Origin of the sequence: Pseudomonas putida (assembly GCF_050990305.1) — a bacterium.
Classification (GTDB): domain Bacteria; phylum Pseudomonadota; class Gammaproteobacteria; order Pseudomonadales; family Pseudomonadaceae; genus Aquipseudomonas; species Aquipseudomonas putida_AH.
Genome location: NZ_CP158817.1, coordinates 1,255,935 through 1,277,778 on the forward strand (window position 1 = coordinate 1,255,935; position 21,844 = coordinate 1,277,778).

Below are 21,844 nucleotides of genomic sequence, written 5' to 3' on the forward strand. Positions count from 1 at the left end.
CTTTTTGAATCAAGATCAAAAGATCGCAGCCTTCGGCAGCTCCTACAGGGTTAAATCGCGCATCCGTTGTAGTACGGCATTCAAGCCATTACTACGCGACTCGGATAACTGGCGACCCAGCCCCAACTGATTGAACCAGTCCGCCAAATCCAACTGCTTCAGCTGCGCCACGGACAACCCGTTGACCCGTGCCAGCAGCAACGCCACTAACCCACGGATCAAGCGTGCATCACTGTTGGCCCTGAACAGCCAGCGGCCATCCTTCAACTCTCCCACCAGCCACACCTGGCTTTCACAGCCGTGCACCCGGTTGGCCTCGCAGATTTCCTCATCGCTCAATGCAGGCAGGCGCTCGCCCCACTGCATCAGCAGGCGCGCCCGTTGTTCCCAGCCGGGCAAATTCTGGAAGGCTTCCAGCGCTGTGGCCGCTTCGGCAGGCAAGTTCATCGCAGTAGCTCCAAGGCTTGATCCAGCGCTTTAAAGAACCGCTCCAGGTCTTCGGAATCGTTGTACAGCGCCAACGACACACGAATCGCTCCGGCCAGGTGAAGGCTTTTGAGCAGCGGCATGGCGCAGTGATGACCGGCGCGCACCGCAATGCCTTGTTCGGTCAGCAGGTGCGCCAAATCTGAGTTATGTACACCTTCGATGGTAAAACTCGCCAGTGCCACTTGCGGCTTGCCCAGCAGGAGGACGCCGCTGCGGGCCTGGAGTCCTTTGAGCAAATAGTCATGCAACGCCGCTTCATGGGCAGACACGGCGTCTTGATTGAGCCCTGAGAGGTAGTCCAGCGTCGCCCCCAGGCCGATCACGCTGGAAATCGGCGGCGTACCCGCCTCAAAACCCAGCGGTGCTGGACGGAAGCGTGCCTCGTGGTAGTTGGCGTCCAGCACCATCTCGCCGCCGAACTGCCAGGGCTGCAGCCATTGCAGCGCTTCGTTGCGCCCGAACAACACGCCCAGGCCATCGGGGCCATAGAGCTTGTGGCTGGAAAACACATAAAAGTCGCAACCCAGTGCTTGAACGTCGTGGCGGCCATGGACCACGCCTTGGGCACCGTCGATCACTGTCAGTGCGTTGTGCGCCTTGGCCATCGATATCAGCGCGGGCAGTGGTTGCCAGGCGCCGATCACGTTGGACAACTGACTGACCGCCAACAGGCGCGTGCGTGGGCCGATCAATTGTGTGGCGGCTTCGAGGTCGATCACGCCGTCGGCATCCAGCGGCAGGATGACCAGTTTCAAGTCTCGGCGGTGTGCCAGTTGCTGCCACGGCAGCAGGTTGGCGTGATGCTCCAAGGCGCTGATGACAATTTCATCGCCCGGATGGAATAGAGGTTCCAGGCCATAGGCCAGGAGGTTCAGCGCAGATGTTGCGCCGTGGGTGAAGATGATCTGCCCGCTGTCACCGGCATTGAGCCATTGCGCGGCTTTACGGCGGCTGTCCTCGAAGGCCTGGGTGGCGTGTGCGCCGGGCAGGTGCTGCGCCCGATGGACGTTGGCCGCGCCGTTGGCGTAGTAATGCGCCAGGGCATCGAGCAGGGCTTGAGGTTTTTGTGTGGTGGCGGCGTTGTCCAGATAGGTCTGGGCTTGCCGTTGCAGCGCGGCGATGGCCGGAAAGTCGGCGCGCCAGGGGGAGAGAATCATCATGTTGTCGAGCCCTGATAACCATGGGCGGATATACGCCAGACCTGATGGCCGGGTCTACGCCGAACCTGTAGGAGCGAAGCTTGCTCGCGAAGGGGGCCTTGAGGCCGCCAAAAACTTCGCGGGCAAGCCTCGCTCCTACAGAAGGCGTGTGGCTTATTAGTTGTGAGCGTGCAGCGCTTCGTTCAGTTCGATGGCCGATTTGTGGGTTTTGCATTCCACAGCACCGGTCTCCGAATTGCGACGGAACAGCAGGTCGGTCTGGCCGGCCAGTTCACGGGCTTTCACCACTTTGACCAGTTGGTTCTTCTCGTCCAGCAGCGCCACTTTGGTGCCGGCGGTGACGTACAGGCCCGATTCAACGGTGTTGCGGTCGCCCAATGGGATACCGATACCGGCGTTGGCACCGATCAGGCAGCCTTCGCCGACCTTGATCACGATGTTGCCGCCACCCGACAGGGTACCCATGGTCGAGCAGCCGCCGCCCAGGTCCGAACCCTTGCCGACGAATACGCCAGCGGAGACGCGGCCTTCGATCATGCCCGGGCCTTCGGTGCCGGCGTTGAAGTTGATGAAGCCTTCGTGCATCACGGTGGTGCCTTCGCCCACGTAGGCGCCCAGGCGCAGACGCGCGGCATCAGCGATACGCACGCCGGCCGGCACCACGTAGTCGGTCATTTTCGGGAACTTGTCCACCGAGAATACTTCCAGCAACTCGCCGCGCAGACGGGCTTCGAGTTGATGCTCGGCAAGTTCCGACAGGTCGATGGCGCCCTGGCTGGTCCAGGCCACGTTCGGCAGCAACGGGAAGATGCCGGCCAGGTTCAGGCCGTGCGGTTTGACCAGGCGATGGGACAGCAGGTGCAGCTTGAGGTAGGCCTCAGGCGTGGACGACAGCTGGGCATCTTCGGCCAGCAGGGTGGCGACCAGCGGCTTGTGGCTCTCGGCCAGACGGGTCAGCAGGGCAGCCTGGGCTGCGTCGACGCCTTTGACGGCTTCAGCCAGTTGCGAGGCTTGAGCGGTGGTGAAAGCGATAGCCTGGTTGCCTTCGCTGTAGCCCAGGACTGGTGCAATGGCGGCGACCAGTTCGGCCGACGGCTTGAGCAATGGCTGTGCATAGAACACTTCCAGCCAAGCGCCTTCACGGTTTTGAGTGCCGACACCAAAGGCCAGGCTGAACAGGGTAGTGGACATGTTGATACCTCTAACAAATTGAAACGGGCTGCTTACTTGAGAGCTGCCGCGTAGATGTCTGGCTTGAAGCCAATCAGGGTTCGGTCACCGAGATCGAGCACCGGGCGCTTGATCATCGAAGGTTGTGCGAGCATCAGTTCGATGGCTTTCGACTGGTCGAGATCGGCTTTGCGTTCGTCGTCGAGCTTGCGAAAGGTCGTGCCTGCACGGTTCAACACCACTTCCCAGCCGTGCTCGTTGCACCACTGGGTCAGGTGTTCACGGTCGATACCGACCGCCTTGTAATCATGAAAGTCATAGCTGACAGCGTGTTCATCGAGCCAGGTGCGCGCCTTTTTCATGGTGTCGCAGGCTTTGATGCCGTAAAGCTCTAAGTGCTTGATTTTATTGGGCATAAATTCTTCCCCAAAACTTCCCCAATATCGCCCTAAAATTCAGCCGTCGATTATGCCACGTCGATCCACTCAGCGCCTCGACTGTCGCGGTACAGGTCGGTCATGGTGGCCGAACGGTGACCGAGCAGTTTCTGTGCATCCCGGCCTTCGGCCTCATGGAGGCGTGCTGCCAACGATCGCTGCTCGTGAAAGGACGGTGGCTGGCGGCCGAAAGTTATCCCAAGTTTCGCGCCGGCCTTGTCCCGAGCCTCAGCAAAAGCCGAGCTCAGGGTGTCCAGCACCACCGGCTGGCCAGCTTTGGCCCGGCCCGGTGCCTGGGCATGATGCACCAGGTGTTGTGACAGAACGCGATCACGGCATTGTTTGATCACTTGGTTCAGGTCCAGGCCGACAGACTCGAGGCGAATCTCGGTACTGATCCGGAGCCTGGCGCCGGTCTTGGACTGCACGACGTGCAGGAAACCGTCATGCACATCCTTGAACAACATCGAGGCGATATCATCCCGGCGTTGCCCCGTGAGCACCGCCAGCTCCATGGCCCTGCGAAGCCACGGCTTCTCGGCTTCCTCGTAGATTGCCTTCCACAGTTCCAGCGTCAGCCGCTCGCGCTTGATGTTCACCCGTGCTGCCTTGGTCACTTCGACCGGGTTGGCGCCGACCCATCCCCTGGCCATGGCCTCGACGAACACGTCTCGCAACAGTGAGCGCATCGCCCTGGCCATCTGCGCTTTTCCTTCTTTGGCCATACCTGTCAAGTAATCGGCCACATCCATCGTTGTGATGTCCTTGATCCCCTTCGAACCGAATACCGCGTCAAGGCGGTTGATCCGCATGCCCACGTTTTTGTTGCTGCTGGCAGACAGCTTGCGCTCGGTGAACAACTCGCGGTACTCGACCAGCCATTCTGAGAACAGCTTGCCCGGTAGTGGCGCTGGAGTGCTGATGCGTTCCGTCAGGGTGGGCTTGATTGTGTCGGCGTGGTTGGCGGCGACGGCCTCGCGAATGGCCGCCTCCTTATCCTTGCCCAGACCAAACACGCGACCACTGATCGGGTCGCGGTAGGTGTAATAGGTGACGCCGTTGCGGGCGTCGGTCTTACGGTAGAGATTGGGCGGAAGATCCTTTGACCCGGTGTTACGCGGCCTGGGCGCCATTGCGTGCTCTCTCTATTCTGCTGATCAGGCTGCCTCCGACAATCCGGGCGGGCTGCTGGTCAGGTTCCTGGTAGTGGGCGTCGGATTCTACATAGTAGTTTCGCCCGTGCTTGACCGGTACCGGTGCGATCCGGCCTTCTCGCGCCCATTTGCGCAAGGTGTTGGGACTGGGGGGCGTCTTGAACTCGGCCGCTGCCCATTCGTCCAGGGTAACTTTGCTCATGAAGGCTCCATGCCGCGCGTGGCGGCAGAAGATGGATATTAGATGGCCATTTCGGCCTGGGTTTCTCGTTGCCAAATCGGCGAACTGTTGTGTGATTCGATGCGATCAGCGATGACGTTGGCGCGCTGGCCGGCAGTCGGCGGGGCGTACATACCGAAGCGGCTGATGCTGCCGCCGTTCACTGCGGCGTTTGTGGAGTCGGCCGAGGCGAAGGGAAGGTGCTGGAAGATCGCAGGGTCGAGCATGCGCAGGCCGTGAAGTCTGCATGCTGGCCTGCCCTGGTCGTCGCAGATGGAGTCCATCGCTGAACTGATCCGCTTCCACCATGAAGGCGTTCCCGGGCTTGCCCACTGGCCGGAACTACCGATGGCCACCGTCGGCCAGTCAGCAGCCAGTCGTTGAAGCCGCTCGAGCGATTCGTGCAGATGCCAAACCGGCACGCCGCGCAATTCCGAGGGCCATTCCGCCAGACGCGAGTCGTTCTCTGCTTCATCACCATCAATAACGTCGGGGATGAGCGCCCAGTCAAAGCCCGGGTGTCGGTGCCATTGCTCGACCCAGCGGGTGTACCCGTCAACGTCCAGGATCCCGCCTTTCTTCCAGACCGAAAACGCACCGTTGTCGAACACGAACGACTGGCATACGTCAGCGACAATGCCCATGTCGTCTTGTCGCGGGAACGGCACCAGAGCGTGCCTCCCGGCGAGGAAGCGGGCGCCGTCCTGCCGAGTACCGCCAATTGGTGTGCCGTGATAAGCGATCATCTGCTGGGCCTCACTGATTCAATCTCGATGCTCTGGTGGACGCCGTGTAGAGTCAGATCACCGCCAAGGCTTTCGTGCAGCAGGTCTGCGATCTGCTCTTGAATTCCGGACTTTATGAGCGCCGTAGCAGCTTTGATGTGCTCGACCCATATGATGCCGGTGGTGCGGATCTCGAGCCGATATACGATCAAGTCGCCATCATTAGGGCAGGTAGCTGCGAAGGTGTGTCGATAGGTATTCATCACCGCGGCCCCTTGTAGCAGTACACGTAGGCGAACCAGACGAGGGCGATCATGGCCGTACCTCAACACCTGCGTCACGGTCCCGAACTGAAAACAGCTTGTAGCCGTCGGGCGTGTTCTCTGGTGCATTGGCCGCCACTAGCACCACGTTGACGTCATCAGTTCCGACATCTTTTGAATCGACCGTAAACCGTCGCTTACCCCATTTCGGATCTGGCCTGAGGCCATCGGAAAGTGTGTAGCCAATCTTCCGATACTCCATGATGAATACCGTCATGGCGTCACCTGCTTGAACTCGACGACCCAGACCCACGGGTTGGCAGCCCAGGCACTGGCGCCATTGATATCGCGCCACAGATCGATGAATTGATCGCGAGCTGATTCACCGTCATCGGAATAACCGCCATCGCCGGTCACGCGCCAGGCTTGAAGCCCTTCGGCAGTTGCCTGTTCTTCGCTGACGTCCTGCAACCGCTCAACGCGCACGTCGGTGATTTCCAGCAGGACGCGACTGTATTGGCGATGAACATGGATGCTTGGCACTGAGCGCTCTGGGAGCAGGCCGTCGTAGCTATAGCCTGTCTCGGCTACGTCATCATCGAACAGTGAGCACAGATAGACAGTCTCTCCGTGTGCGCCGCCGGCGGCGAAGTAGTGGCCGTATTCGCAGTCATAGCCCAGGCTCTCGCGCACCCACAACCGGTCGCCCGGAAACCCGTAGGGGCAGAAGCTGGTGTAGTACCCGATGCTGTTCGGATGCAGCGCACCATCTGCCGGCAGTTCGTGACACTCACCGAGCTGTACGCCGTAGCCGATGTCCCGCAGAACTCGCGCATTGAGAGCTCGCCGCGTGACTGTTTTCCGGCCTTCCAAGATGGCGCGCACCATCGGGGCCGAGAACAAGATCGGCCGTTCCTTTATTTCAGGCATGACTGTTCCTTTGCCGCTATAGCGGCTGACTTTGAAGGGGGGGGGAGTAATTTTGGCGGGGGAGTACAGATGTACTCCTGTCGGCATCAAACGCCCGGGCGGCCTTTGAAAGCCAGCCAGATGTAGTGGCGGCCTTTGGCGGTGACTTTGATTTTGTCCTTCTGCTTGTTCCAGCTGATCAAGCGCAGCTCGTCAAGGATGGTGGTGAGCGTGTGCCCCTGGTGCCAGGCTGCCAGCGCTTTGATGCAGCCTTGGGCCAACAGGCCGCGGTAATCAGTGTGACCAAAGTTGGTGCCCTGGAACACGCTGTGCATTTGCTCGTCGGTCACAAGGTCGGTGACCGCTTTTACGTCCGGGTCGCGCCGGTAGCATTTGTGGGTCATGGCAGTTCGTCCCCCACTATCATTTTGCAGGGGCCTTTCCGCACAGTTGCAATTTCCGCCAGTAGATCATCAACCCGTTGATCCGCTTCGTTCAGGCGCTGGTGCAAGGCTTGTTCGCGAGCGGCTGATTCCTCAAGCGCCCGGGACAGCCAGCGGATCCGATCTTTCGCCGCAGTGAGCCAGACGATGGATGAGTGATAACCCGGCGTCTTGCGAAGGATCGCATTCACATTCAGCGGTTCGTTGCCGTGAAGAAATACACCGTTGGCCAGCTCATCGTCCGTGTATTCGCCCAGGCTCAATGCCGCGCGCTGGCAGTTGTAGCGCTCACCGTGTGGGTCATCTTCGCCGGATTCCCGCCATTTCGCGGCTGGGGTTTTCTGTGCTTCGCTCATCCTGCAATCTCCATCGATACCAGATCATGGGAATTCACAACCGGTGGAGGGTTGTCGTGGCCGGGGCAGCCGTTTCCGGTGAAGTCGAATCCATCACAGGGCGGTCCGAAGGGAAGCACTTCTTTGCCTTGGGCCAGCGCTTCAAGCAGATGATCCTTGGCCTCGTCGGCTGTGCACTCCCGGCCACCTTCAAGGCGGAACATGCCTTTGAGCTGGCGTTTACTGAAGTCTCGCAGTGCGCCGCGAACACTCAAGTGAATATGGAAGGTGCGACCGTTCGGGCCGAATGGATCAGTTGGCCGGTTTTCTGTGGGCATGGGGCGTCCTAAACCGGGTCATGCCCGGGCGGTGGAGGGTGAGGGGTTATTTCCCGATAGGCTCAGCAGTTCGGCATAATCGCGAATCAACCCGGGGGACAAGATCGTGATTAAGGACAGAGTGATTTGGGGCGGTTGCGTCGGTCTTTTTCTGACCGGTGGATTATTCGCTTATGCCTTTTCAGGAGGAAAATCTGAAGGTTTCAAGATCGTCGACCTGTTTGCGATCATCTCTGCCGTAGCAACGGCTTTCGCAGCTTTCGCTGCATGGAGTGCGGCAAGCGCTGCACAAAAGCAGTCATTCGACTCTTCGATATCGATACGACGTCAAACCCACAAAATGCATTTCGAGTCATTTAACGAGTGGCTGGACGGGACTGAGTCTTCACTCAATATCCAGTTTTTCCGTCGATACGAACTTTATGACGCGATCTTTCCAGACAATCGGAATCCATCACTCGGATTCAGCGAAGTAGGGCATTTCGAAGTTGTTTCATGGCAGAAAGCTTTCAAAAGACTTGCGGATCTCGCTTGTAAACCAATTCAGCCAAGTAGGCGGGAAGTTGCGGACTGGGTTGGAGACTTCGCCTCACTGTCAGGCCATATGCATTACACCTTCCTCAAAGCTGACAAGATTCAAATTTATCTTGGCGGCCATGTTCGATCAGAAATTTCAATGGAAAACTTCAAGCGGGCCTTGCCAGTTATGGGGATGGTATTGAGCGCACTCACCAAGTTTTCGTATATCGAAGGCACATCGTCTGATCGAGGGATGTCTCTTGAGTTCGAGTTCGCCTTCAAAGAGTTTGTGGATTCGATTATGGAAAGCTCATGGCATCAACATGAGTACAAGATCATGCCTGTTTGAATGCGGCTGGCGTGATTTGTGGAAGTGGTGAGGCGCGGGGTTGGCGCCGGCAGATCAGGCCAGATAGGCCCGGTCGCAGTCGCTCAATGGATGGCGCGGACGCTGGCGGAATTCCTTCAGCGCGAGCTTGTAGCTTGCCTTTGCCGCCTTCATGGTTGGAGCCCACTCGCCAGCAACTTCCAGCGATTCGTATGGCGACCAGTAAGAGGATCTGGAATGGCGATAAGCGCTGCCACGCGGGTAGCGCACCATTCTGTATTCCCACTTCCCCCACTCGCCACGTTGCTGGAACTTCGGCTGATTAATGCCGAGGAAGTGGGCAAACCCGTCGTAGCACTCGCACTCATCAAGGTATGCATCAAACTTGGTGCGTTTGGGCGGAGGTGGCAATGGCGGCATTTTTCGCAGAGCAAACAGCTCGCCCTCGTCGGTCGCGCGATAGACCACCTCATCGTCAGCACAGAAGGCCGGAGCCTTGCCGCGGCGCATCAGGCCGGCTTCAACCAGCACGTCGAGATTGTTCGCGTCGTCGTAGCCCGGGCTGGTAAGGAAGTAGTTTCGGCTGATCTCGCGATGGCGACCATCATCTGGGCGAAGCCCTAAGGTGTGCCAGAGCAGCCCAAGCTGCGTTTCGGTGACTTCGATCATGGATTTCTCCAGTCAGGCACCGCCCTCCGTCCAGAGCGCGGCGTTGCGGTGAGTGTCAGGCGGCTGCGCGCTTGAGTTGGTCTGTGAGCTGAGTCGGCAGACTTCGCAGCGTCAGGGTGCCGCCGGCTTCGTCGAACTCGACCTTCGAACCGAGCAGGTGCTGCTCGAAGCTGATCGATAAGCCATCGATACGACCAGTGAAGCGCCGGAATTTGTTTAGGGTCTTCTTGTCCGGCGGCAAAGTGGCGGAAAGCCCGTAGTCTTTGCCCTTGATGAAGTCCGCGAAGTTCTTCGGCTGGACTTCATCAAGCAATTCCGACAACTCATCGATGGTGATCGCCTCGCCAAGTTTGGCCTGGGACATCGCGTAACTCACCAGCGTGTTGGTCTTCTCGCGGGCGGAATCTTCGGCCAGGTCTTCGCTTTCAACGAAGTCGCTGAACGCCTTGAGCAGAGTGCGGGTCTCGCCCGGGCCGTCGACACCTTCCTGACAGCCAATGAAGTCGCGGAAGTAATCGTTTGCCTTTCGGCCGTTCTTGCCCTTGATGAACGAGATGTACTGACGGGATGCTGGATTGCTCTTCCACTCGCTTAGATTGATCCGCGCGGCCAGATGGATATGATCGAGATCCAGGCGTCGAATAGGCATCAGCGTCAGCCCTTCGGTCATGATCACCGCTTCGGTTTCCTGAAGCAGGCCAATGACCAAATAGTCGGTCATGCCTTGCACGTAATGGCAGAAGAGGGCGCTACCACCGATCGTCAGATTGGATTCTTCCATGAGCCTTGTGAGGTGCTCTACGGCGTCGCCGCTGAAATCCACAAAGTTTTCGGTGCCGGCCATGTACTTGCTGAGCCAGCCACTGAGAGGGAAGGCGCCCGATTCGGCATGAAAGAAGCCCCAGGCCTTGCCGGCCTTAGCGTTGTAGCTTTCGTTGAACTGGTTGACCAGCTCGTCGCGGGCTTGGCTCTCGACCAATTCAGCGCCGCTGTAGTGCAGGATCGCCGGGCTGCCGTCGGGCTTCTTGTCGATCTTGTGGATGATGCTGTGGAGAACAGGCAATTCGGTTACCTCAGGTAGGCGCCGCCCTCCGTGACCGGATGCGACTGTGGGTGGTGGTTACGCCAGGCGAATGCTTCGTGCGATTCGTGGCGTCTTGGTGATCGCGCCTTTCAGAAGCAGACGGGCCACGCGCTCGGCTACTGCGTTTCCGTTTACGCCGGCGGCAGTGGCCAGTTCAGCAATGGTGGGCGAGTAGCCGTTCTTCTCGATGAAGCCTTTGATAAAGCCCAGGGTCTCGGCTTCCACCTTGCTGATGGGGGTGTTGTTACTCGACATGTTGAGCGGCCTCGCGATTGGCAAAAGCTTTTAGCTGTCGCGACTGCTTTTCAGTGATGACAATTACCGGTCGCGACATCGAAGCGAAGCGGGCGGTGTCTTCGGCTGGCGCTTTGGCCAGGTTGATCAGAAGCGTCGACAATGTTTCCTGCCATTCCTCGAAGCCGTGGCGCTCGCCCAAAACATTAAGGGCGTCATCCAATGACTTCGACACGATCAGCGATCGCTTCTCGGCGCCGATCCGATCGAGCAGGGCTTTCTCCTTGGCGCGCTTGTCCCTCTGAATATCCGCGTTGCTCTTGGCCATGGCCTGTCTCTTCAATTCCGTGGGCTGGCAGATCCAGCCATGTCTGTCGTCGGCGCTGGCGCACCTGGATGCTTAGGCGTCTCATGCTGCGACCTTCACCTGATGCCAAGCGCCGGCGGCGTAGAACAGCTTCGCGGCCTGCGCCTCTTCGAGCGTCACTTCCGCGGGAACGGCGATCCACCCAGAAGCAACCAGGTGGTTTGGGTTGCAGCTATCTCTTAGCTCCAGGTAGTAATGCTCGATGGCATCTGTCAGGCGCTCGACCTTGTAGATGCCCTCCGGCGAGATCTCCACCGACTTGACGTACTCACCGCCGCGCTCGTCTCGACACATGGCGCTGATGTAGATCGTCCAGCGGTAGGAAAAATCGAACAGGGCATTGGCGATGGCCAGGCTGCGGATCTGCCGGCAGCTCTTCCAGTTCGCCATGATCTGGGCGCCACTTGGGTCGATGTTCACGACCGCGACATAGTTGGTTCGGAGCAATGCCCGGCAGCTTCGTTCGGCCCGGGCGAATCCATTGTTCGGTTTGCGCTTGCTCATAGCGCCTCCGTGATACGCCGCAGTGCGATGCGTTCAGCATGGGATGGAGAAGGGCGACGGCGCTTCAAGACGGTGTCAGGATCGATCTTGTCCGACCGGGCGGGGCGAGGCCTCATCGCAGTGCAGGTTTCAGCCTGGGCGTTGCCGCCGGCGCCGAAGAACTGGTCAATCTGCTGATTCAGGCGAGCCGTGATCGCATCCTTCGGATTTGGCATTGGCTGACCGATCATTTCCGTTCACCCGACAGCGCGACCTTGATGCCGTCGGCCCGCGCTTCCAGTACCTGGGCGAAGCTGATGGCGTCTTTCCATGTCCAGCGAAAGCCCTTCACCTTGCCGGTGGAGCGCTCGACGATATGGTAGGCATTGCCCTTGGTTTGGACCTGGTAGCGAATCTCTGGCACTGGCTGCTCCTTGCCGATCAGGGCATAGAACGCGGCGGTGGCGATGCTGGAGCGAATGCTCAGGGCCGCAACCCCGTCGACTCGCTGTTGTATTGATGGATGCATGGCGATTCCTCGATGGGGTGCGTGTATTCGTCAGCACTCTGTCCTCCTGCTGGTTACCGTTGGGCGCTGGGGAGAGTGCTGGCGCAATAAACGCGGGCAAAAAGAAAGACCCGTTGGACGTTCGGGCCTTTCACAGATGCAGTGGTTTTCGGGTCATGGTCTATTTCATGGCTGTCGCCCTCTGTTGGAGTGGAAAAACTATTCCGGTTAGGTGCAATTTGTTTCCGGATAGGTTGGACGCAGGGGGCCGCGTTGCGCGGTGCAGAAACATCCGCATCCCGCTGCACCCTGTCGTCAAGGTGCAGCAGTGTTGCTTATGCGTGGTGGTCGTATGCCTCAGCGCGTTTTGCCGTTCTGACCTGGGCGATACGTCGCTCAGGGACTCGGCGATCACGCCGCATTGAGTCGCCATCGAGCATTGCGTGCATGGCGATCAGTGCTGCCAGAACAAAGCACATCGGGGAAATGATTTGGCGGCGCATCGCTTCGGCCACCAGTGCGGCGCGTCGGGTAACTCCAAGCTTGAACATTGCGTTGGTGAGGCGCTTCGCTACGGTGGCCGGCGAGATGCCTACCTCCCGTGCGATTTCCTTTGCGGTGAGCCCAAGGGCAACCCAGAGAAGAAACTGAAGCTCTCGCGGTGCCAGGCCACGACCGAGGTGACCCTTCCATGTGCCATTTACGATTTCTGTTTCCATCGTTTTGACTCCCGGTTGTTTTCCCAATGCACCCGGCAAACCAGGTGCATCAGTGAAACTTTCCGTCCTATTGCCGCCGGAGGGGCGGGGCGCATTGCTTGCCGGGTCATTCACACGGTTCTGGCGTTTCACCATCGAGCAACCGTCCAGGCTGGTCCTGTCGTTGGCAGGCTTTCGGGCCTGTCTGCTCGCCGGTCGCCGGTAGAGGCAATGCGGTCTGTTGTTTGTTGCGCTGACTGTTAAAGAGCGGCGAGCCGTTTTGCTCTGGCGCCTTAGTCGCTGGCGTTGAGATAAATTTAGCCATGAGCTAAAGATCAGTCAATAGCTGCAAGCTAAATATTTTAGCTTTGGGTGAAATTTTTATGCTGGAAGGGTTCGAAAGCACCAGATCGAAATCGGTCTTTACGCGGGGATTAGCATCAAGCTAATATTTGGAAAGGCTGTACATGCATACAGTAATCAAGGAGTAGCTGATGGCAAGCCCGCAGAAGAAGAAACCGCAAGAGTCGAAGCCGATGTCAGGGATGGAGCGATTGACCCTGAGAGTTGCAAACATGATCAACCACCCAATTGCGCAGGATCGGAAGTGGGCGACGATTCATCGGCTCGACACTGATGGGGATAGGGAATGGGATGAGGTGATGGACGCGCTATCCGATGTCGACGGCATTGAAATGACATTCAATGACGAGGACGATTCGGTTACGTTGCGGTGGGAAGCTCCAGCGGATGAAGATCCTCGTGCGGAAGCTCATGAAGAATTCGACGCTGTGGAAGAGCCAGCGCCTTTCTAGCAGGCACAAAAAAGCCCGCTGAAGAGGCGGGCTTTGATTTGTTGCGATTGGTCAGGCTTTCCTGGCATTCCAGATCAACAGAACCTTCGCATGAATGGTTACATCATCGATCCGAGCCGTCTGGTTTTCATAGTGTGGGTTGTCAGATATAAGCCGGTAATTATCTTCGTCGAGACGCATGACCCGCTTGATGTAAAGCTCGTTATGCCAGGTCAAGACGTAAATTCCTTCTCCGATGAAGTCCCGCACGCCTTTATCGACAATGACCAAATCCTTGTCGTTGATGGTGCCTTCCATGCTCTGGCCCCATCCGTTGATCATTCCCAGAGATGTCTTCGACGTGTAGGTGATGCCCTTCTCGCGCAGGATTTCCTCGCGCACCACCAGATTTCGGACAACCTCGGTGTAGTCAGGCGGAACCTGGCCATGACCCATTGCAGCTCGAATGTCGTACTGAGGGATGACGATCTCGTCATTGGTCGGTCGTAGGTTTGCGATGCTCACCGAGAGTTGATGGGGCAACCCATCGTCAGGTTCTTCGGCAGCGGCGACAATTCGATCTCGTGCCTCAATCGAAAGTCCCTTCACTTTTCCAAGCATTCGCTTTACTTGGTCTGCGGCCGATGAATTCGATTCAACAGCCGACGCTGTGATGATCTCTTTCGGACCAAGTCCGACCGACTCTTCGTCGGTGGGAAGGGAGTCAAACCACCCCCTGGGCAGCTTCTCAACCACCTCAATCCGGCGAGCTACGTCATCGCCCAAATTCTTGGCGGTCTTTTCCGAAAGGATTTGGCTCAAGTGCGCAGGCGCCATCCCCCAGCGCTCGGCACAGGCGCCTTTTTTTTGGTCGCCGATCAAATTGACCAATTGGCGTTTGCGAATCGCGTAGATATCCATGCGAGCAAGAATGCCATTCTTTAGCTCAATGCTAAATGTGCTCACAGCTAAATATTCCTTGCTCTGATATTAGCCCTAAGCTAAATTTCTCCTAGGTTTTAGGAGAACCCCTATGAATGACCATTTGCGAGATTGGCTCGCCAGCGCAACAGCTGACCGACGTCAGCTGGTAGCCAAAGCAGCGAAGACCACCGTCGGACATCTCTGGCAGCTTGCTGGCGGTCATCGGAAAGCATCTGCCGAGCTTTCCGAGCGTCTTCAAGACGCCTCTGACGGCGAGATCACTATCGCTGGTTTACGGCCTGACCTTGTTGAGCTCGCCCACAAAGTGCTTCGTGTTGCCGAAGTCCATCCAAAAAAGGCTGTGGCATAGCGGGGGCTATGCCTACTCCGGAAAGTCCTTTGGAGCGACTGGAAGACATGGATCACCACCTCGATTTGCTCAAGGAAGATCTTGAGCGGTTGCGGAAAGACCTTCAGGGCATTGAGGAATAGCAAGAAGGTCGAGTAGCACCAGTATCGGGTTTAGCTGGGAATCGAGGTAGAACGCGAAGTTAGCTGTTAATTCATCCAGTAGAAAAGATCCACCAGGAAGACCATTAGGGGAAAGGAAATGGACGGCAGTAAATCAGGACGTATGGGGACACTGAACGCTGAGGGCGATAGCCATGTCGGCGGGATTGGTCGCGTCTGCGGAAAAGTAATCGCCTGAATTACAGGCACAAAAAAGCCGGGCTGCAACCCGGCTCTTTCAAAACGCAAAACACTGAGGGGCCATTATGAACACGATCGTCGCTCCAAGCAATACGGTCACAATGTCGAGCCGGGAGATCGCCCAGCTCTGCGAAAAAGAACACAAAAACGTCAAGCGCGATGCTCAGAAGATGCTTCTGGAGCTTGGCTTAGATGCGCTCAGTTTTGAGCGCATCTATATGGATGACTCGAACCGGCGTCAGACCGAGTTCTTCCTTGACAGAATCCTCACCGAAACCCTCCTGACCGGTTACAGCATCCAGTTACGGCACCGTGTCGTGACACGTTTGAACGAACTCGAAAACGTGTCGCGACACCCAGTCACAACCGAACTTCCCGATTTTTCAAGTCCTGCCGCTGCTGCCCGTGCGTGGGCAGAGCAGTACGAGCGCACCCAGGAAGCAACACAAGCTCTCGCGCTCGCTGCACCGAAAGCTGAGTTCGTTGACCGCTATGTCGACACGAAAGGGCTTCTGGGCTTCCGCCAGGTCGCAAAAGTCCTCAGGGCAAACGAGCGGGCCTTTCGTCAAATGCTCATCGATACAGGCGTCATGTACTACCTGAACGGCGACCTGATGGCGAAACAGCCCCACATCGACGCCGGCCGCTTTGACGTGAAAACCGGCACATCCGAACGAAACAGCCACGCATTCGCCCAAGCCCGATTCACCCCGAAAGGCGTGAACTGGATTGCCGGCAAGTGGGCTACCTACAACATGCAGAGGGTCGCGTAATGGCCGGCGACTGGATCAAATTCGAACTCACCACCTTGGACAAGCCCGAGGTTTGCCAGATCGCTGACCTGGCTGACATAGACCCTGATGCGGTCGTCGGCAAGTTGATGCGCGTGTGGGGCTGGTTCGACCAACAAACCGAAAACGGTAACGCTCCGAGCGTTAGTAAAAAGTTACTTGATCGTCTCGTGGGCGTTATCGGTTTCTGTGAACACATGAAATCGGTCGCCTGGATGATCGAGGCCGAAGGCATTATCAGCCTGCCGCATTTCGACCGTCACAACGGAAAGACCGCTAAAAACAGGCTTCTCACGGCAAAGCGGGTGGCTAATCACAAAGCCAGTAACGGTAAAAGTAACGCTGCGAACGTTAGCGGTGCGTTACCTAAAGAAGAGAAAGAGAAGAATAAAGAACCTCTCTCTGCGCACGAGCCTGTTGATCCTCGGATGCCAAGCGAGATGACCCTCGACTGGCAGCCCGATGCCAAGCTGCTGAAAACCTATGCCACCCATTCTGGTGTGGTTCTTACCATGTTCACCGATGAGATGCGCCGCGCATTCACCGCGCACTACGAATCCCGCGGGCAGGTGAACACCCAGGCCGAATGGGTGCAGATGCTGGTCAAGTGGGTGCTCAACGACAATGCCCGAGCTGCCGCTTCGAACGTTCGACAGTTTCCGGCGCGCCAGTCCAATGGCCCTGACTTTGATGACACCACCTGGGCTGACGACTTCGGAGGCGGTCTATGAGCGCCAAATTAAAGGCTCCGCGCAGCGCAGGTCAGTTGCTGAAGCTGGCGGGCGCAACCGAAGACCTCCGTACTGCCGTTGGTAACTACCAGCCACCAGCGCCAATGCCTATGCCGGAATCCCTGCCATCCGGCACGGTCGAGGTCGTTAACGCATTGTTCAAGGAGCTTCGAAGTATTTTTCCCGCCTGGAAGCAAGCCTGGCCAGACGACCCCTCTCTGCAGGCGGCCCGGCGCAGCTGGGTCAAAGCTTTCATCGTTGCCAAGATCACGCAGCTTGAGCAAATCCAGTTCGGCGTCGAGCGGTGCCGCGAGCTGGGTACCGACTTCATCCCTAGCGTGGGCAAATTCATAAAGCTGTGTATGCCAACCCCGGAAATGTTGGGCATACCTTCCAGCGATCGGGCGTTTCGTGAGGCTTTGGAGAATGCGCACCCTAGCCGTTTCGGTGCCCGCGTCTGGTCGCACCCGGCCATCCGGCACGCGGCTCTGCAGTGCGAGATGCACAATCTGGGCGACCTGAAGCCGGAGAAAGCCAGCGAGGTCTTTGACCGGGCCTACGAAATCACTATCCGCCGACTGGTCGCCGGTCTTCCGCTGGAAGACATCGCCATCGGAATCGGCCACGACAGCCAGAAATCGGCCGTTGAATGGGCATCCGAATTGACCGAGCGCGTTGCGCAGGCCCAGGTATTGAGGATGGACATTCCTGCTGACGGTCAGTCGGCGCGTGAACAGCTGTTGCGCCGTTTCGGGTTGAAGCCGTCGGCGCGAGTTGTCGGAGTTGCTCAGCATGCCTAACCCGTATCTCGCTCCTACAGACCCTACCGAGTACCGATTCGCTGTGCACTGCTGCGGTTACAAGTGGGATCTCACCTATGAGCCAGACCTCGCTGTCGCGGTTTTCAGATGCGCTGAGATGGCCAAAACCTACGGGGCACGGATGTGGCCTACGACCTTTGAAGTGATTGATCGATTTACCGGGGAGCAAGTATGACGCCAGCCAAACTCAGGGCATTCAAGCAGAAGCCAGTACGCGCCAAGCCGGTCGACCGCGAGGGGTTGGAGCAGGCGGCACTGATGGCAGAGCTACGTGCCCGCATGCCTGAAGTTGCTGACCTGATCTTCCACGTCCCGAACGGCGGACATCGCGTGAAGGCCGTTGCTGCGAAGTTGAAGGCTCAGGGCGTGAAAGCCGGCATCCCTGATCTGGTCCTGCCGATGGCACGCGGCGGGTTCTTCGGTCTGTACATCGAATTCAAGGCCACGCCACCAAACGACGCAGCAATTTCGACCAGCCAGCACGAACGCATTCGCAAGCTTAATGACCATGGTTACCTGGCAGTCGTGTGCCGCGGGCACTTCGACACGGTGGAGCAGATTCGCGCCTACCTGCGCATGGCGCCTACCGTGGTGGCCGCATGACCAGTGCTGCCGTGAAGATCACTGACGCCGAGATCAAGCGTCAGGCTGCCGGGGGCGTACGGGATCTGCGCGACATCGAAAATCGCGGTTTATACCTGCGCTTCACCCGTGCTCGCGAACGTGCGTCCTGGTACCTGGTGGTGAAGGGCGAATGGAACCGGATTGGCGCCTTTCCTGACCTCAACGCGAAGCAAGTCGTTGCCGCGCTGCCGGCCATCCGCCTGCGCCTGGAAGCCGGCACCGGGGCGAACCTGTCGAAGTGGGTCACTGTTGGCGAGTTGCTGACCTGGTACGCCGAGCGCATGTCGCGCGACCGAAACCTGTCGAGCAAGCGCAAGAAGACCGGAGCCTCTGCGATCAAATGCCACCTGATGCCGCGCCTGGGCGACTTGCCACTGACCGGCATCGACAAGGCGACCCTCGACAGCCAGCTCATGTGGCCGCTTCAGGAAAACATTTCCATCGACTACGTGCGCTCGGTGTTCCAGCTGCTGGCCCTGGCCTTCCGTCAGGCTTTCAAGCTGGGGCTAATCTCGGCCAATCCGATGGCTGCCATCAAGTTCAACGACTTCTCGAAAGCCAAGGTCGGGATCAAGCCGTCGCGCCTGCGTGGGGTGCAGCTTGGGGGGCTGCTGGAGCAGTTGGCTCCCGTCATGGAGACGGCGCCACTGGATGCCATGCTCGCACTGATGATGCTCTGTCACGGTACGCGCATCGGCGAAACCCGGCAGGCACGCTGGTCGCACATCAGCCTGGCCGAGCGTGAGTGGTTCATTCCGGCCGAACACACCAAGACGGGTGTTGAGCATCACCTGCCATTAACCGAGCAAGTTTGCGCACTGCTCGTCAGTTACCGCGAAGGCCAGTACGCCAAGGGCTACGACGGTCAGTTCCTGTTCCCGGCACGCAATGGCAAGGCCCTGAGCGAAGGCCAGGCCAGCGCCGTGTTCGCCCGGTTGGGGCAGGGCGAGTGGACCAGCCATGACCTGCGCAAGGTAGCCCGTACTGGTTGGGCAGACCTCGGCATCGACCATCTAATCGGCGAGCTGCTGATCAACCACGCGATGGGTCACAACGTGAAGGTGTACATCCAGTCGGACGTGATGGGGCGCAAGCGTGATGCCCTGGAGCAGTGGCACGCGCATCTAGACCAGAAGGGTTTTGCCCTGATTCACGGATTGACCGGCTTTAGATTCGGAGATTCCGGTAATGCGCTGGAAGCCGCGCAGGACAAGGGCTGCAAGGCCACTCAAGAATCAACCATAGGCGAGGTTTAAAAATGATGAAAAAGCAGCATGGCCCCGCCCTTGTGCGCAGTTTGATACCGATGACCGAGTGTCCGTCATGTGCTGGAAAGGGGCTGATCAAGGGGATGTTTCATGAGCTCGATTGCATTGGCTGTCATTCATCCGGCTTCGTTCATGCCCAGACCCTGGAGCCGCTGTTGATCGAAGACCTGGTGGTCCAGCTTGGGCGGATGGTTCGTCGGGTGCGTCAACTTGGGGAGCAAGTGCCAGTAGCAGGCGGGACGGTTGAGCAGTACCAGCAGAGCAACAGCCGCGGCGCCGGCCGCTCGTCTTACAAGGGGGATTGAGTCATGGGTATCTATAAGGACGTGATGAGCACGCTGGTTCGAGTACTGGCCGCCGACAATATCGACAACAGCACCAAGCAATCGTGGCAGAAGCTGATCGACGCCGACCTTCGCTCAGGTGGTACCGGCAGTTCGCTCTCGGTGCGCGACAAGTTCGATTACGACTGCTGTCTCTATGCGCTCCTGCATCGCCAGCTTGAGCCGGCCCAGTGGGATGTACTGGTCGCCAAATACTCCACGCACAAGGCGAACAAGGTCGCTGCCATTGGCCGGTTGGTGGCCCGCATGGTTTCCCCGGCCCCACAACTGTTCATCTATAAGGCGCTCACTGCGTGGGCGATCCCGAAGCTCAAGGGTGTCCAGAACGGCAAGCGCTCCACCGACATGATCGTGCTGCCGGCCGAGTTCTACGACATGAACACCTGGGACGTGGAGGGAAAGCCAGAGTCGACGCGCCGGCGCTGGAAGACCGGCATCGCAAAGCGTCTTGAGTCGCTTGAAGAGGCCGCAGTCATCCACGCGACAGAGATTTTCGACCGGGAAGAAATCTTCATCGACGCTGCTTGACGTAGTGGCGGAATGATCATAAATTAGCCCCATCATGTCGATCTTGCGCGTTATGAGAGACGACACCAAAGCCCAGCCCATTGCTGGGCTTTTTGCTTTCTAATCCGAGCCTCGCCAATGTGCGGGGCTTTTTCATTTCTGCTCCCGAACGGGAGGTCAGTCGGATCTACTAAATGCCTGAGAAAAATCCTGACTTCTGGGCGCAGGTCTGGCTCGTCCTCAGTAATCCGCTCTGGCAAGGAGCGATCATGGCCGCAACCATTTCACTGTTACGCGTGCTGTACGAAGGCAAGGAGGCCAATAAATGGCGCGTGATCCTTGAGGCGCTCATCTGCGGCGCGCTCAGTCTTTCTGCAAGCAGCATCATTGAATGGATGGCCTGGCCCTCTAGCCTATCGGTGGCTGCCGGCGGCACCATCGGGTTCATCGGCGTGACCGCGATCCGGGAGCTGATCATCAAGTTCCTCGGGCGCAAGGCGGATGCAACATGAAGGCCTTTGCCACAGCGATCATCATCGCTCTGGTCGGCCTGCTGCTGGTTGGCATTCAGCAATCTCGAGTGGTTGCCCTGCGCGGCGAGGTGGCGTTCGAGGCTGGCGAGAAGAGGAAGGCACTCGATGCCAACCTCGAAAGCCAAGCCACGATCACCACGCTCCGAGCCGAAGCCCAGCGCAACAAGGACTATCAGGCCGATCTCAACAAGCGCCTGAAGGCCAGCGAAGACAAGGCCCGGCAAGCGAGGAAAGACTTTGAACAACTCAAACGCACCAGCCCGGCTGTTCGTGATTGGGCTGCTCAGCCTTTGCCTGACGGCCTGCGCGGGAAGCCAGCAGCCACAGCCAGTAAAGACAACAACGGTAAGGGTCGAGCCCCCTGAGCTTGTGCCGTGCGAGCGCATCAGCTTCAGCGATGACGACCTCTCGCTCAATGGGGACCTGTGGGCCATGAAGGATCGCGCCGTCAACCTGCTCGATACCTGTGCCGACCAGGTGGACGCCCAAATAAAGCGTAGCCAGAGCAAGTAGGAGCGGGGCCATGGCTTGTAGTGGGTGCGCCGCCCGGCGCGAGTGGATCAAGAAGTGGAGCAAGGTGGCATATGAGCGATCCATTGATCTCGTTACTGGAAAGACTGGTGGCAGCCCAAGAGAGCACAGCTCAGTCGATGCATCAGATCGCCGGCAGGTTGGACCTACTGATCCAGGCGATGGCCGCTGATGAACCAGAGGATCCCGATGCGCCGCCGCTGACTTACATGGATGGCACGCCATGCCGTTGAGGCCACAGAAGCCGTGCAATGCCCAAGGCTGCAACGTGCTGACCCGTAACCCTCGCTACTGTGATGCTCATGCGCATCTGCTCAAGAGTCATGTGCGAGAGAAGCCTCGCGAGACCAGCGCTGCCCGTGGCTATGGATACAAGTGGCAGCAGGCCCGCGCTGGCTGGCTTGCCAAGCATCCGCTGTGCCGACACTGCAAAGCGCGCGGCCTGGTGGTTGTGGCCACCGACGTTGACCACATCGAGCCGCATCGTGGTGACATGAGCCTGTTCTGGGATCGGACCAACTGGCAGTCCCTGTGCCACCCCTGCCATTCGGTCAAGACTGCGGGAGAGGACGGCGGATTCGGCAATGCCGGTCGGCGAAAATCAGAAAAACCGTGAAAAAACAGAGAAAATGAGGCAAATGAGACGAATTCCCACCCAGAGGGAGGGGGAGGGTCGAAAGTCTGGGCCTTTTCGCTTCTAGACCGCGCCCTCAATCGTTTTTTCATACCCGC

General features: G+C 58.3%; 37 protein-coding genes. 15 read left to right on the forward strand and 22 right to left on the reverse strand.

Features of this window, described 5'->3' with window-relative positions; all coding sequences use genetic code 11:
* Positions 1-42: 42 nt before the first annotated feature.
* The 13 genes from ABTV22_RS05680 to ABTV22_RS05740 form a co-directional block, all read right to left on the reverse strand.
* The gene (locus ABTV22_RS05680) at positions 43-447 is read right to left on the reverse strand and encodes a SufE family protein (protein ID WP_433738952.1); all 405 of its coding nucleotides are present in this window, start codon (positions 445-447) and stop codon (positions 43-45) included.
* Positions 444-1,649 carry an aminotransferase class V-fold PLP-dependent enzyme gene (locus ABTV22_RS05685; RefSeq protein WP_433738953.1) on the reverse strand — a complete coding sequence of 402 codons (1,206 nt, stop codon included), beginning with the start codon at positions 1,647-1,649 and terminating at the stop codon, positions 444-446. Before ABTV22_RS05685 ends, ABTV22_RS05680 begins: the two co-directional genes overlap by 4 nt.
* A gap of 156 nt (positions 1,650-1,805) precedes the next feature.
* Complete coding sequence (dapD, locus tag ABTV22_RS05690; protein WP_433738954.1) at positions 1,806-2,840, reverse strand: 2,3,4,5-tetrahydropyridine-2,6-dicarboxylate N-succinyltransferase; 1,035 nt, start codon at positions 2,838-2,840, stop codon at positions 1,806-1,808.
* Positions 2,841-2,872: 32 nt separating this feature from the next.
* Positions 2,873-3,235: an ArsC family reductase gene (locus ABTV22_RS05695; RefSeq protein WP_433738955.1), complete on the reverse strand. Its 363-nt coding sequence runs from the start codon at positions 3,233-3,235 to the stop codon at positions 2,873-2,875.
* A gap of 50 nt (positions 3,236-3,285) precedes the next feature.
* Positions 3,286-4,389, reverse strand: a complete 1,104-nt coding sequence (locus ABTV22_RS05700; RefSeq protein ID WP_433738956.1) for a phage integrase Arm DNA-binding domain-containing protein — start codon at positions 4,387-4,389, stop codon at positions 3,286-3,288.
* Positions 4,370-4,612 carry an excisionase gene (locus ABTV22_RS05705; RefSeq protein ID WP_057975987.1) on the reverse strand — a complete coding sequence of 81 codons (243 nt, stop codon included), beginning with the start codon at positions 4,610-4,612 and terminating at the stop codon, positions 4,370-4,372. The genes ABTV22_RS05700 and ABTV22_RS05705 overlap by 20 nt, the downstream gene beginning before the upstream one ends.
* Before the next feature lie 38 nt (positions 4,613-4,650).
* A complete protein-coding gene (locus ABTV22_RS05710) occupies positions 4,651-5,376 on the reverse strand; it encodes a hypothetical protein (protein ID WP_433738957.1) in 726 nt (241 codons plus the stop codon).
* Positions 5,373-5,618, reverse strand: a complete 246-nt coding sequence (locus ABTV22_RS05715; protein WP_433738958.1) for a hypothetical protein — start codon at positions 5,616-5,618, stop codon at positions 5,373-5,375. The genes ABTV22_RS05710 and ABTV22_RS05715 overlap by 4 nt, the downstream gene beginning before the upstream one ends.
* A 49-nt stretch (positions 5,619-5,667) precedes the next feature.
* Positions 5,668-5,895, reverse strand: a complete 228-nt coding sequence (locus ABTV22_RS05720) for a hypothetical protein (RefSeq protein ID WP_433738959.1) — start codon at positions 5,893-5,895, stop codon at positions 5,668-5,670.
* On the reverse strand, positions 5,892-6,548 hold the full coding sequence (locus tag ABTV22_RS05725) for a hypothetical protein (protein ID WP_433738960.1): 657 nt from the start codon (positions 6,546-6,548) through the stop codon (positions 5,892-5,894). Before ABTV22_RS05725 ends, ABTV22_RS05720 begins: the two co-directional genes overlap by 4 nt.
* An 86-nt stretch (positions 6,549-6,634) precedes the next feature.
* Positions 6,635-6,931: a hypothetical protein gene (locus ABTV22_RS05730; RefSeq protein WP_433738961.1), complete on the reverse strand. Its 297-nt coding sequence runs from the start codon at positions 6,929-6,931 to the stop codon at positions 6,635-6,637.
* Positions 6,928-7,326 carry a hypothetical protein gene (locus ABTV22_RS05735; protein ID WP_433738962.1) on the reverse strand — a complete coding sequence of 133 codons (399 nt, stop codon included), beginning with the start codon at positions 7,324-7,326 and terminating at the stop codon, positions 6,928-6,930. The genes ABTV22_RS05730 and ABTV22_RS05735 overlap by 4 nt, the downstream gene beginning before the upstream one ends.
* Positions 7,323-7,643, reverse strand: a complete 321-nt coding sequence (locus ABTV22_RS05740; RefSeq protein ID WP_433738963.1) for a hypothetical protein — start codon at positions 7,641-7,643, stop codon at positions 7,323-7,325. The genes ABTV22_RS05735 and ABTV22_RS05740 overlap by 4 nt, the downstream gene beginning before the upstream one ends.
* 106 nt (positions 7,644-7,749) lie before the next feature.
* Here ABTV22_RS05740 and ABTV22_RS05745 point away from each other — a divergent pair, with 106 nt between their 5' ends.
* Positions 7,750-8,511 carry a hypothetical protein gene (locus tag ABTV22_RS05745; RefSeq protein WP_433738964.1) on the forward strand — a complete coding sequence of 254 codons (762 nt, stop codon included), beginning with the start codon at positions 7,750-7,752 and terminating at the stop codon, positions 8,509-8,511.
* 54 nt (positions 8,512-8,565) lie between these two features.
* Here ABTV22_RS05745 and ABTV22_RS05750 read toward each other — a convergent pair whose 3' ends face one another.
* The 8 genes from ABTV22_RS05750 to ABTV22_RS05785 form a co-directional block, all read right to left on the reverse strand.
* Positions 8,566-9,159, reverse strand: coding sequence for a hypothetical protein (locus ABTV22_RS05750; protein ID WP_433738965.1), 594 nt, complete (start codon positions 9,157-9,159; stop codon positions 8,566-8,568).
* A 55-nt stretch (positions 9,160-9,214) separates the two neighbouring features.
* Positions 9,215-10,222 carry a nucleoid-associated protein YejK gene (gene yejK / locus ABTV22_RS05755; protein ID WP_433738966.1) on the reverse strand — a complete coding sequence of 336 codons (1,008 nt, stop codon included), beginning with the start codon at positions 10,220-10,222 and terminating at the stop codon, positions 9,215-9,217.
* Between the two features lie 57 nt (positions 10,223-10,279).
* The gene (locus ABTV22_RS05760; protein ID WP_433738967.1) at positions 10,280-10,498 is read right to left on the reverse strand and encodes a LexA family protein; all 219 of its coding nucleotides are present in this window, start codon (positions 10,496-10,498) and stop codon (positions 10,280-10,282) included.
* Positions 10,488-10,805, reverse strand: coding sequence for a hypothetical protein (locus tag ABTV22_RS05765; protein WP_433738968.1), 318 nt, complete (start codon positions 10,803-10,805; stop codon positions 10,488-10,490). Before ABTV22_RS05765 ends, ABTV22_RS05760 begins: the two co-directional genes overlap by 11 nt.
* 81 nt (positions 10,806-10,886) lie before the next feature.
* The gene (locus ABTV22_RS05770; RefSeq protein WP_433738969.1) at positions 10,887-11,348 is read right to left on the reverse strand and encodes a hypothetical protein; all 462 of its coding nucleotides are present in this window, start codon (positions 11,346-11,348) and stop codon (positions 10,887-10,889) included.
* A complete protein-coding gene (locus tag ABTV22_RS05775) occupies positions 11,345-11,578 on the reverse strand; it encodes a hypothetical protein (RefSeq protein WP_433738970.1) in 234 nt (77 codons plus the stop codon). The genes ABTV22_RS05770 and ABTV22_RS05775 overlap by 4 nt, the downstream gene beginning before the upstream one ends.
* Positions 11,575-11,856 carry a hypothetical protein gene (locus ABTV22_RS05780; protein ID WP_433738971.1) on the reverse strand — a complete coding sequence of 94 codons (282 nt, stop codon included), beginning with the start codon at positions 11,854-11,856 and terminating at the stop codon, positions 11,575-11,577. The genes ABTV22_RS05775 and ABTV22_RS05780 overlap by 4 nt, the downstream gene beginning before the upstream one ends.
* A 314-nt stretch (positions 11,857-12,170) precedes the next feature.
* The gene (locus ABTV22_RS05785) at positions 12,171-12,554 is read right to left on the reverse strand and encodes a response regulator transcription factor (protein WP_093219601.1); all 384 of its coding nucleotides are present in this window, start codon (positions 12,552-12,554) and stop codon (positions 12,171-12,173) included.
* 473 nt (positions 12,555-13,027) lie between these two features.
* On the opposite strand from ABTV22_RS05785, the gene ABTV22_RS05790 reads away from it, so the two are divergent.
* On the forward strand, positions 13,028-13,348 hold the full coding sequence (locus tag ABTV22_RS05790; protein WP_433738972.1) for a DUF1654 domain-containing protein: 321 nt from the start codon (positions 13,028-13,030) through the stop codon (positions 13,346-13,348).
* A 51-nt stretch (positions 13,349-13,399) separates the two neighbouring features.
* Here ABTV22_RS05790 and ABTV22_RS05795 read toward each other — a convergent pair whose 3' ends face one another.
* A complete protein-coding gene (locus ABTV22_RS05795) occupies positions 13,400-14,248 on the reverse strand; it encodes a S24 family peptidase (protein WP_433741311.1) in 849 nt (282 codons plus the stop codon).
* A gap of 112 nt (positions 14,249-14,360) precedes the next feature.
* Between ABTV22_RS05795 and ABTV22_RS05800 the strand changes: the two genes are divergently transcribed.
* The 13 genes from ABTV22_RS05800 to ABTV22_RS05860 all read left to right on the forward strand — a co-directional run bounded on the left by ABTV22_RS05800 (position 14,361) and on the right by ABTV22_RS05860 (position 21,728).
* Positions 14,361-14,621, forward strand: a complete 261-nt coding sequence (locus ABTV22_RS05800; RefSeq protein WP_433738973.1) for a hypothetical protein — start codon at positions 14,361-14,363, stop codon at positions 14,619-14,621.
* Positions 14,622-15,027: 406 nt separating this feature from the next.
* Positions 15,028-15,735 (forward strand): phage antirepressor KilAC domain-containing protein, encoded by a 708-nt coding sequence (locus tag ABTV22_RS05805; protein ID WP_433738974.1) that lies wholly within the window; start codon positions 15,028-15,030, stop codon positions 15,733-15,735.
* Positions 15,735-16,484: a DnaT-like ssDNA-binding domain-containing protein gene (locus tag ABTV22_RS05810; RefSeq protein ID WP_433738975.1), complete on the forward strand. Its 750-nt coding sequence runs from the start codon at positions 15,735-15,737 to the stop codon at positions 16,482-16,484. The genes ABTV22_RS05805 and ABTV22_RS05810 overlap by 1 nt, the downstream gene beginning before the upstream one ends.
* Positions 16,481-17,284 carry a replication protein P gene (locus ABTV22_RS05815; RefSeq protein ID WP_433738976.1) on the forward strand — a complete coding sequence of 268 codons (804 nt, stop codon included), beginning with the start codon at positions 16,481-16,483 and terminating at the stop codon, positions 17,282-17,284. The genes ABTV22_RS05810 and ABTV22_RS05815 overlap by 4 nt, the downstream gene beginning before the upstream one ends.
* 192 nt (positions 17,285-17,476) lie before the next feature.
* Positions 17,477-17,908 carry a VRR-NUC domain-containing protein gene (locus ABTV22_RS05820; protein ID WP_433738977.1) on the forward strand — a complete coding sequence of 144 codons (432 nt, stop codon included), beginning with the start codon at positions 17,477-17,479 and terminating at the stop codon, positions 17,906-17,908.
* Positions 17,905-19,185 carry a tyrosine-type recombinase/integrase gene (locus ABTV22_RS05825; protein WP_433738978.1) on the forward strand — a complete coding sequence of 427 codons (1,281 nt, stop codon included), beginning with the start codon at positions 17,905-17,907 and terminating at the stop codon, positions 19,183-19,185. The genes ABTV22_RS05820 and ABTV22_RS05825 overlap by 4 nt, the downstream gene beginning before the upstream one ends.
* A gap of 95 nt (positions 19,186-19,280) precedes the next feature.
* Complete coding sequence (locus ABTV22_RS05830) at positions 19,281-19,502, forward strand: hypothetical protein (RefSeq protein ID WP_433738979.1); 222 nt, start codon at positions 19,281-19,283, stop codon at positions 19,500-19,502.
* A gap of 3 nt (positions 19,503-19,505) precedes the next feature.
* Positions 19,506-20,069, forward strand: a complete 564-nt coding sequence (locus tag ABTV22_RS05835) for a hypothetical protein (protein ID WP_433738980.1) — start codon at positions 19,506-19,508, stop codon at positions 20,067-20,069.
* A gap of 173 nt (positions 20,070-20,242) precedes the next feature.
* Positions 20,243-20,560: a phage holin, lambda family gene (locus ABTV22_RS05840; protein WP_433738981.1), complete on the forward strand. Its 318-nt coding sequence runs from the start codon at positions 20,243-20,245 to the stop codon at positions 20,558-20,560.
* Positions 20,557-20,946 carry a hypothetical protein gene (locus ABTV22_RS05845; RefSeq protein ID WP_433738982.1) on the forward strand — a complete coding sequence of 130 codons (390 nt, stop codon included), beginning with the start codon at positions 20,557-20,559 and terminating at the stop codon, positions 20,944-20,946. The genes ABTV22_RS05840 and ABTV22_RS05845 overlap by 4 nt, the downstream gene beginning before the upstream one ends.
* Positions 20,852-21,094, forward strand: coding sequence for an Rz1-like lysis system protein LysC (lysC, locus tag ABTV22_RS05850; RefSeq protein ID WP_433738983.1), 243 nt, complete (start codon positions 20,852-20,854; stop codon positions 21,092-21,094). Before ABTV22_RS05845 ends, lysC begins: the two co-directional genes overlap by 95 nt.
* Positions 21,095-21,165: 71 nt before the next feature.
* On the forward strand, positions 21,166-21,345 hold the full coding sequence (locus ABTV22_RS05855) for a hypothetical protein (protein WP_433738984.1): 180 nt from the start codon (positions 21,166-21,168) through the stop codon (positions 21,343-21,345).
* Positions 21,336-21,728: an HNH endonuclease gene (locus ABTV22_RS05860; protein WP_433738985.1), complete on the forward strand. Its 393-nt coding sequence runs from the start codon at positions 21,336-21,338 to the stop codon at positions 21,726-21,728. The genes ABTV22_RS05855 and ABTV22_RS05860 overlap by 10 nt, the downstream gene beginning before the upstream one ends.
* Positions 21,729-21,844: the final 116 nt, after the last annotated feature.

Bases quoted from the DNA above. Each gene is read 5' to 3' on its own strand.
- ABTV22_RS05680 (WP_433738952.1), bottom strand. From the start codon at position 447: ATGAACTTGCCTGCCGAAGCGGCCACAGCGCTGGAAGCCTTCCAGAAT.
- ABTV22_RS05685 (WP_433738953.1), bottom strand. From the start codon at position 1,649: ATGATGATTCTCTCCCCCTGGCGCGCCGACTTTCCGGCCATCGCCGCG.
- dapD (WP_433738954.1), bottom strand. From the start codon at position 2,840: ATGTCCACTACCCTGTTCAGCCTGGCCTTTGGTGTCGGCACTCAAAAC.
- ABTV22_RS05695 (WP_433738955.1), bottom strand. From the start codon at position 3,235: ATGCCCAATAAAATCAAGCACTTAGAGCTTTACGGCATCAAAGCCTGC.
- ABTV22_RS05700 (WP_433738956.1), bottom strand. From the start codon at position 4,389: ATGGCGCCCAGGCCGCGTAACACCGGGTCAAAGGATCTTCCGCCCAAT.
- ABTV22_RS05705 (WP_057975987.1), bottom strand. From the start codon at position 4,612: ATGAGCAAAGTTACCCTGGACGAATGGGCAGCGGCCGAGTTCAAGACG.
- ABTV22_RS05710 (WP_433738957.1), bottom strand. From the start codon at position 5,376: ATGATCGCTTATCACGGCACACCAATTGGCGGTACTCGGCAGGACGGC.
- ABTV22_RS05715 (WP_433738958.1), bottom strand. From the start codon at position 5,618: ATGAATACCTATCGACACACCTTCGCAGCTACCTGCCCTAATGATGGC.
- ABTV22_RS05720 (WP_433738959.1), bottom strand. From the start codon at position 5,895: ATGACGGTATTCATCATGGAGTATCGGAAGATTGGCTACACACTTTCC.
- ABTV22_RS05725 (WP_433738960.1), bottom strand. From the start codon at position 6,548: ATGCCTGAAATAAAGGAACGGCCGATCTTGTTCTCGGCCCCGATGGTG.
- ABTV22_RS05730 (WP_433738961.1), bottom strand. From the start codon at position 6,931: ATGACCCACAAATGCTACCGGCGCGACCCGGACGTAAAAGCGGTCACC.
- ABTV22_RS05735 (WP_433738962.1), bottom strand. From the start codon at position 7,326: ATGAGCGAAGCACAGAAAACCCCAGCCGCGAAATGGCGGGAATCCGGC.
- ABTV22_RS05740 (WP_433738963.1), bottom strand. From the start codon at position 7,643: ATGCCCACAGAAAACCGGCCAACTGATCCATTCGGCCCGAACGGTCGC.
- ABTV22_RS05750 (WP_433738965.1), bottom strand. From the start codon at position 9,159: ATGATCGAAGTCACCGAAACGCAGCTTGGGCTGCTCTGGCACACCTTA.
- ABTV22_RS05760 (WP_433738967.1), bottom strand. From the start codon at position 10,498: ATGTCGAGTAACAACACCCCCATCAGCAAGGTGGAAGCCGAGACCCTG.
- ABTV22_RS05765 (WP_433738968.1), bottom strand. From the start codon at position 10,805: ATGGCCAAGAGCAACGCGGATATTCAGAGGGACAAGCGCGCCAAGGAG.
- ABTV22_RS05770 (WP_433738969.1), bottom strand. From the start codon at position 11,348: ATGAGCAAGCGCAAACCGAACAATGGATTCGCCCGGGCCGAACGAAGC.
- ABTV22_RS05775 (WP_433738970.1), bottom strand. From the start codon at position 11,578: ATGATCGGTCAGCCAATGCCAAATCCGAAGGATGCGATCACGGCTCGC.
- ABTV22_RS05780 (WP_433738971.1), bottom strand. From the start codon at position 11,856: ATGCATCCATCAATACAACAGCGAGTCGACGGGGTTGCGGCCCTGAGC.
- ABTV22_RS05785 (WP_093219601.1), bottom strand. From the start codon at position 12,554: ATGGAAACAGAAATCGTAAATGGCACATGGAAGGGTCACCTCGGTCGT.
- ABTV22_RS05790 (WP_433738972.1), top strand. From the start codon at position 13,028: ATGGCAAGCCCGCAGAAGAAGAAACCGCAAGAGTCGAAGCCGATGTCA.
- ABTV22_RS05795 (WP_433741311.1), bottom strand. From the start codon at position 14,248: ATGGATATCTACGCGATTCGCAAACGCCAATTGGTCAATTTGATCGGC.
- ABTV22_RS05800 (WP_433738973.1), top strand. From the start codon at position 14,361: ATGAATGACCATTTGCGAGATTGGCTCGCCAGCGCAACAGCTGACCGA.
- ABTV22_RS05805 (WP_433738974.1), top strand. From the start codon at position 15,028: ATGAACACGATCGTCGCTCCAAGCAATACGGTCACAATGTCGAGCCGG.
- ABTV22_RS05810 (WP_433738975.1), top strand. From the start codon at position 15,735: ATGGCCGGCGACTGGATCAAATTCGAACTCACCACCTTGGACAAGCCC.
- ABTV22_RS05815 (WP_433738976.1), top strand. From the start codon at position 16,481: ATGAGCGCCAAATTAAAGGCTCCGCGCAGCGCAGGTCAGTTGCTGAAG.
- ABTV22_RS05820 (WP_433738977.1), top strand. From the start codon at position 17,477: ATGACGCCAGCCAAACTCAGGGCATTCAAGCAGAAGCCAGTACGCGCC.
- ABTV22_RS05825 (WP_433738978.1), top strand. From the start codon at position 17,905: ATGACCAGTGCTGCCGTGAAGATCACTGACGCCGAGATCAAGCGTCAG.
- ABTV22_RS05830 (WP_433738979.1), top strand. From the start codon at position 19,281: ATGTTTCATGAGCTCGATTGCATTGGCTGTCATTCATCCGGCTTCGTT.
- ABTV22_RS05835 (WP_433738980.1), top strand. From the start codon at position 19,506: ATGGGTATCTATAAGGACGTGATGAGCACGCTGGTTCGAGTACTGGCC.
- ABTV22_RS05840 (WP_433738981.1), top strand. From the start codon at position 20,243: ATGCCTGAGAAAAATCCTGACTTCTGGGCGCAGGTCTGGCTCGTCCTC.
- ABTV22_RS05845 (WP_433738982.1), top strand. From the start codon at position 20,557: ATGAAGGCCTTTGCCACAGCGATCATCATCGCTCTGGTCGGCCTGCTG.
- ABTV22_RS05855 (WP_433738984.1), top strand. From the start codon at position 21,166: ATGAGCGATCCATTGATCTCGTTACTGGAAAGACTGGTGGCAGCCCAA.
- ABTV22_RS05860 (WP_433738985.1), top strand. From the start codon at position 21,336: ATGCCGTTGAGGCCACAGAAGCCGTGCAATGCCCAAGGCTGCAACGTG.